The following is a 5,907-nucleotide window of genomic DNA, read 5'->3' as shown; positions in this document are numbered from 1 at the left end:
ATGAGGCGAAAGTCTCACGTACGGTGTAGAGCAGGGGAAAAGGTGGAGATAATATCAAATCCTTACCTATTGCTATAGTCACTTGTTGCAACACTTAAATGTTCATTTGCAACGTAATACATATAAAACTTACCGTCTTTTTCTATTAAATCCGGTGCCCAAAATCCACTGTCACCATATACATCATTTTTAGATAATGCCCATCCTCTGTCTGTCCAATTAACTAAGTCAGTAGATGAATACACTTTAAATCCTAAATTAGCATTTTCAGTATTAGTTGCATATAAATAATACATACCCTTGTAATACAACACATCCGGGTCTGCGCAGGAATTTAAAACTGAATTGGTATATGTTTTTTCCGGTGTTTTTGGATTATATTCAAATACACTTAAATTTTTAAATGAAGCTCCTGAAAGCCAATGTCTAAATCCTACTGTACCGCTTGAAAAATCATTATCAACTGCCACTATTTTGGCATAATTTTCACCATTATAATTAACATATCCTTTTATTTCATTCCCTGCCACTGCTACAGATACACGATAATATTTATTATATTCAATTGTCATTTTCTTCTTTGCAATTTCAGTCCATTTATTTTGATGGACTTTTCCCAAAATCGCTTCTTTTTTCAGTGCATCTATTCCAAAATAATATCCGTCATAACCATCTGAAACACTACTGTAAGGATTGTTTACCCTAAAAATTATCCCCCCCTGATTGCTGTCTTTACTGCCATCTTCCTTTACGCTTATATCAGCCTCTACAACAAAATCAGTAAATTCCTTTCCTGATACAACTACCTTATTGGAATTTCCTCCATTAATGGACATAACATTTTCATTATATACAGGGATACTTGAAACTAATCCCGAATAAAAATCAAGACCATATGAATCTCCAAAATTTGTACTGTATAATAAATTTCCTGTCCCCGGTATTGTCCCATAATTATTATTTTTTCCTAAAGTATCCATATGATAAAAACGTTGATTTCCCGAAAAATGATCTATGGAAATTAAAATGTTATTTCGTGAGGTTTCCACAATTCCCGGAGCATATGCTTTAGAACCTCCTGTCCATATATCGGTTAAAAGTCCCCAGGTTTCAAAATTATCCATTGTTCTTATGTATTTAATATGAGTTCTTCTCTTTGACACATTCTCTGAAGATGAATCCGGTGTGCCTTTGAAATCCTCATCAGTGCAAAATACCACGCCTACAGGTCCGTTACCAACTCTGACAGCCATAGGACAATATGCATTATATCTTCTACCGGATTCCGAATCTATGGTTGACTGATAAACTATTTTTCTTCCTGAATAGTTCCACGTATATCCTCCATCATTAGACTGTATTGCCCTTACCACGTTAGAATACACGCCCCCCGATTTATTATCTTCAATACCTTCCGTCACAACCATGATTCTATTATTTCCTAAATCAACTACAGATGCCATTCCGTCTCTTACAAATTTAGACGAATCTGCATCTCTTGAAGCAGCAACTACGCCGTACTTATTCCATGCTCCCGTAAGACCATCTCTTCCCTGCATTGCAATCCACTGTGCACCGGATACACCATTTTCAGCAGCCAGAGGTTCCGAATCATAATAACACTGCATATCTCCATTTTGTGTCACAAACAGCCACGGAGCACCTACAAACTGACTACATCCTGAAATTACGGTGCTGTCATATACCCAGTTATACCCACCATTATCACTTCTACATACAACAACTGAATATTTACCCTCTGCATTTTTTTCACGAAATGCACAATACACCTTATCTGTCCCTGAAACAGCCATAAACATAACATCACCATAATTAATGTTGTCATTGCTTGCCACTGTACCTATTTTAGTCCAGCTTTCCCCTCTGTTTGAGCTTGTCCATACTTCTATTGTATGACCACTGCTCCTTCCGCCAATTACCGTTCCGTCATCTTTCATTGACATAGAACGTATAGCTCCTGAGCCATAGTATAACTCCTCAGGTGTGTTAGCATATGTTGCACTACCTGATATTAACAGTAATGTAACAACAAAAATCAAGCATAAATATTTCTTCAAAATAAATCCCTCCGCTTATAAATATACTTTTATAGATTATTTATATCTAAATTATTTTCTCCCTACAAGTGGTGTAATTTTTTTATAAGGTATTATATTTTATATTCATCACATAAGAATATTTTTCAGATTCACTTTCCTCTTGATTTGTTTGCTTTAAAGTGTTAAACTTTAAAGTGGTGAAGCAATTATATTCTACTAACAGGATAATTGATTATTTTATTTTTTCGTTTATAATTTACAATGTAAGTATCAAAAGTATAAATTAACTAACAACAGAATGGAGTTTTTATGAGAAATACAGATAGTTTAACATATGGATTTATTGGAATAGGATTAATTGGAGGTTCAGTGGCTAAAGCCCTTCGCCGTGTATATCCCGGCTGTAAAATTATAGTCTACAATCGCGGTGCAAAGCCAAGGGTAATGGCAATGAATGACGGTACTGCAAATATTGCCGTAGATTGTGTTGATGATACCTTTAGGGAATGTGATTACATATTTTTGTGTACCCCGGTGGAAAAAAATGTGGAATACCTTTCATTATTAAAGAATATTATTAAGGATGATTGTATTATTACCGATGTGGGAAGCGTAAAAAGTAACATTCATGCCGCCATTAAAAAACTGAACATGGAGAAGAATTTTATTGGAGGACATCCTATGGCCGGCTCTGAAAAGACAGGCTATGAGTTTTCCAATGACCGCCTTTTGGAAAATGCTTACTATCCTGTTACGCCTACAGATAGCGTTGATAATAAATATGTTAAGGAATACTCCAAAATAGTTTCTGACATAGGAGCCATTCCTATTGAAATATCCTATAAGGAACATGACCGTGTAGTTGCTGCGGTAAGTCATTTGCCGCATCTTATTGCTTCAAGTCTGGTTAATTTAGTAAAGCATAATGACAGCCCTCTTGAATATATGAAAACCTTTGCAGCAGGAGGATTTAAGGATATTACACGTATTGCCTCCTCTTCTCCTGAAATGTGGGAGCAAATATGTATGACAAACAATATTAACATTAGCGAAATGTTAGGACTATATATTGAGGACTTAAAGAAAGTTCAAAATGAATTAGATAAAAAAGACGGCAGGGCTATCAATAATATGATAGCCGAAAGCCGTGATTATCGTGATAATTTAGATGAGCATAACAATAGTATTATCCAGAGAAGCTATAGCGTTTTCTGTGATATTATTGATGAGTCCGGTGCTATTGCAACCATAGCTACCATATTAGCTACTAATGGCATTAGCATTAAAAATATCGGAATCATTCACAACAGAGAACATCAGGAAGGGGTCCTTAAAATCTCATTTTATGACGAATCCTCTGCAAATAAAGCTATTGAACAGCTTGAAAGACACAGATACAAGGTTTTTAAGAAAAAATAAACTAGAAAATATCTTTCAGCTCTGTGATTTTGTAAATAATTTTATCTGTAACACTTAAATCCTGATTTTCTGAATCAGGATTTCTAAATCCAATGCAGGTCATTCCTGCTGTTTTTGCAGCTCTGCTTCCATTTGCAGAATCCTCTACAACAGTACATTCCGCCGGCTTTCCACCAAGTTTTTCTGCTGCTACCAGGAAAACATCAGGAGCCGGCTTTGGTTTTTCCACATTTTCCGCACTAAACAAAAGTTTAAAGCATTTATCTATTTCCAGGGTTTTCATCTGGCTTTCAATATAATCCTGAGATGAAGAAGATGCCACTGCCATTTCATAGCCTTTATCATAAAGATATTTTATTGTTTCCACTGCACCCTCTATTCTCGGAATACCTTTTTCCTTAAGCATCTCATCCTTAACCTGGGAAAATCTTTCCGGCAAATCCGTATATACGCTTACATCCACTCCATATCCCTCTTTTATAAGGTTATACAAAAAGCTTCTTGTAGAACCGATACAGCCTTTATAATGTTCGTAATCAATATCTATTCCTTTTTCCTTAAATACCTTTTTCCATATTTCAAAATGCATAGGTTCGGTATTTACCAAAACACCATCCATATCAAATAAAATATATTTACCCATATTTTCTTTTCTTCCTAATCTTTGTTATTTTGTAATTTCATCAAGAACCTCAAAATAATTTTCAAATGTTTTTTTACAACATAAAGGATTCTTTATAACTATTCCCTCTACTAAAAGACCAATAAGAGAAAAACTCATGGCTACCCTGTGGTCATCGTAGGTTTCAATTTCTGCACCGTGTAATTTTCCCGGCACTATTTTTACATCAGTTCTGCCGTTTACCTCAATAATTTCCGTATCACAGCCTATCTTTTTCAGTTCATTGGCAATAACTGCTACCCTGTCAGATTCCTGCCCCCTTATATGACCGATATTTCTAATGACAGTTGGCGTTGAGGCAAAGGCTGCCACCACTGCCATTGTAAGTGCCTGATCAGAAAAATCCGACATATCAATGTCTATGCCTGAATATTCTTTAATCTGACTTCCGTCAATAATTACACCTTCTTCAGATTCCGCTACAATACATCCTAAGTTTTCTAACACCTTTAAAAATTTCACATCTCCCTGCATGGAATCTAAATGTATCTGATAAACTCTTGCTTTTGTCTTTAAAATAGCTGCCATGGCGTAAAAATAACATGCTGCTGACATATCAGGTTCAATATAGTAATCGCTACAGCTAAATCCGACATTTTCTATCACATATGTATCATCGGTTCTTAAATACTTAATTCCAAACTGTCTCATTAAGTTTTCAGTTATTTTAATGTAAGCACCCTTGGTTCTGGAGCCTGTAAGAGTAACTGTTAACCCGTTTATAACGCCTGCCAGCATTAATCCGCTGGCATACTGACTGCTTTTGGTAGTATCTATTTCAACCTTTGTGTTTTTTATTCCCTTAGAATGAATTTCAAAAGGAAAATGACCTTCTTTTTCAAGACAATTAATAGTTACACCACACTGTCTTAAAACATTAATTAATTCTTCCATAGGACGTTTCTTCATCTGTTCAGAAGAATTAAGAGTATAATTTCCACCTGCCACTGCTAACAAAACAGTCATAAATCTTGCGGCAGTTCCTGCACTTCGTACATTTATACATGCATTTTTATTGGGAATATTTCCATTTTCCCCTTGTATAATTACCTGTTTTTCAGATTCATTAATATTAACGTCAAATCCTAAGCTTACAAGACAATCTAAAAACGCCCTGGAATCATCACTAAACAGCACCCCTTTAAGTCTGCATTTTCCCTGTGATAAAGCTGCCAACATAAGTGCACGGTTTGTAATGCTTTTTGAACCGGGAACCACAACATCAATGTTTCTTTTATCCTTAATTCTTTTTACCTTATAAGTATCCAACCGGTTTTCTCCCATTCATCCTATTTTATAAACATAGCATCCCTCATGTTTCGAGTTCGCCTCACTTTTCCTGTTTTGTAATTTACATTCCATCAATTATCAATGATAACACAGCCATATCTCCGTAGTCAATCGGAAGTGTGGCTCATTTTTCTCTGTAATTCATCGCAGATGGCGGACACTCTCTTTTCGCCAAACCCCTTGAGAGTGAGCAGGCACTCTCTTACTTGGTCTATCGTGAGGGAGTCTGCTTCTGCCACCTCCTTGCCATCTTTATATCCGGACTTATAAACCGACTCCGCCCACATCGTCATCTGACAATGGTCCATTTTGCGGATTTTGTCATACTGCTTTCTGTTGAGGATAAATCCCTTAATCTTCCCCATCGCTTTCGCTCCTTTCTAATTCATCCAATCTTCCCGATAGAACTAATGCGGTTGCCTCGATGACAATTCTCATAATCTCCATATCCAAGGT

At 36.0% G+C, this 5,907-nt stretch carries 5 protein-coding genes; 1 reads left to right on the top strand and 4 read right to left on the bottom strand.

Annotated features, from left to right (window positions below):
* Positions 1–62: 62 nt before the first annotated feature.
* Positions 63–2,078, bottom strand: coding sequence for a family 43 glycosylhydrolase (locus Q5O73_RS09790; RefSeq protein ID WP_302669592.1), 2,016 nt, complete (start codon positions 2,076–2,078; stop codon positions 63–65).
* 291 nt (positions 2,079–2,369) lie between these two features.
* Here Q5O73_RS09790 and Q5O73_RS09785 point away from each other — a divergent pair, with 291 nt between their 5' ends.
* A complete protein-coding gene (locus tag Q5O73_RS09785; protein ID WP_021953291.1) occupies positions 2,370–3,479 on the top strand; it encodes a prephenate dehydrogenase in 1,110 nt (369 codons plus the stop codon).
* A gap of 1 nt (position 3,480) precedes the next feature.
* On the opposite strand, the gene Q5O73_RS09780 is transcribed toward Q5O73_RS09785, so the two are convergent.
* The 3 genes from Q5O73_RS09780 to Q5O73_RS09770 form a co-directional block, all read right to left on the bottom strand.
* On the bottom strand, positions 3,481–4,122 hold the full coding sequence (locus Q5O73_RS09780; protein ID WP_302669591.1) for an HAD family phosphatase: 642 nt from the start codon (positions 4,120–4,122) through the stop codon (positions 3,481–3,483).
* Between the two features lie 24 nt (positions 4,123–4,146).
* Positions 4,147–5,430, bottom strand: a complete 1,284-nt coding sequence (gene aroA / locus Q5O73_RS09775) for a 3-phosphoshikimate 1-carboxyvinyltransferase (protein WP_302629492.1) — start codon at positions 5,428–5,430, stop codon at positions 4,147–4,149.
* Between the two features lie 128 nt (positions 5,431–5,558).
* A complete protein-coding gene (locus Q5O73_RS09770; RefSeq protein WP_302669590.1) occupies positions 5,559–5,816 on the bottom strand; it encodes a hypothetical protein in 258 nt (85 codons plus the stop codon).
* Positions 5,817–5,907 lie beyond the last annotated feature (91 nt).

It is taken from the genome of Eubacterium sp. AF15-50 (assembly GCF_934835595.1).
GTDB lineage: Bacteria > Bacillota > Clostridia > Lachnospirales > Lachnospiraceae > Eubacterium_G > Eubacterium_G segne.
This window is presented reverse-complemented; position numbering and strand designations above follow the sequence as displayed.

Bases quoted from the DNA above. Each gene is read 5' to 3' on its own strand.
- Q5O73_RS09780 (WP_302669591.1), bottom strand. From the start codon at position 4,122: ATGGGTAAATATATTTTATTTGATATGGATGGTGTTTTGGTAAATACC.
- Q5O73_RS09770 (WP_302669590.1), bottom strand. From the start codon at position 5,816: ATGGGGAAGATTAAGGGATTTATCCTCAACAGAAAGCAGTATGACAAA.
- Q5O73_RS09785 (WP_021953291.1), top strand. From the start codon at position 2,370: ATGAGAAATACAGATAGTTTAACATATGGATTTATTGGAATAGGATTA.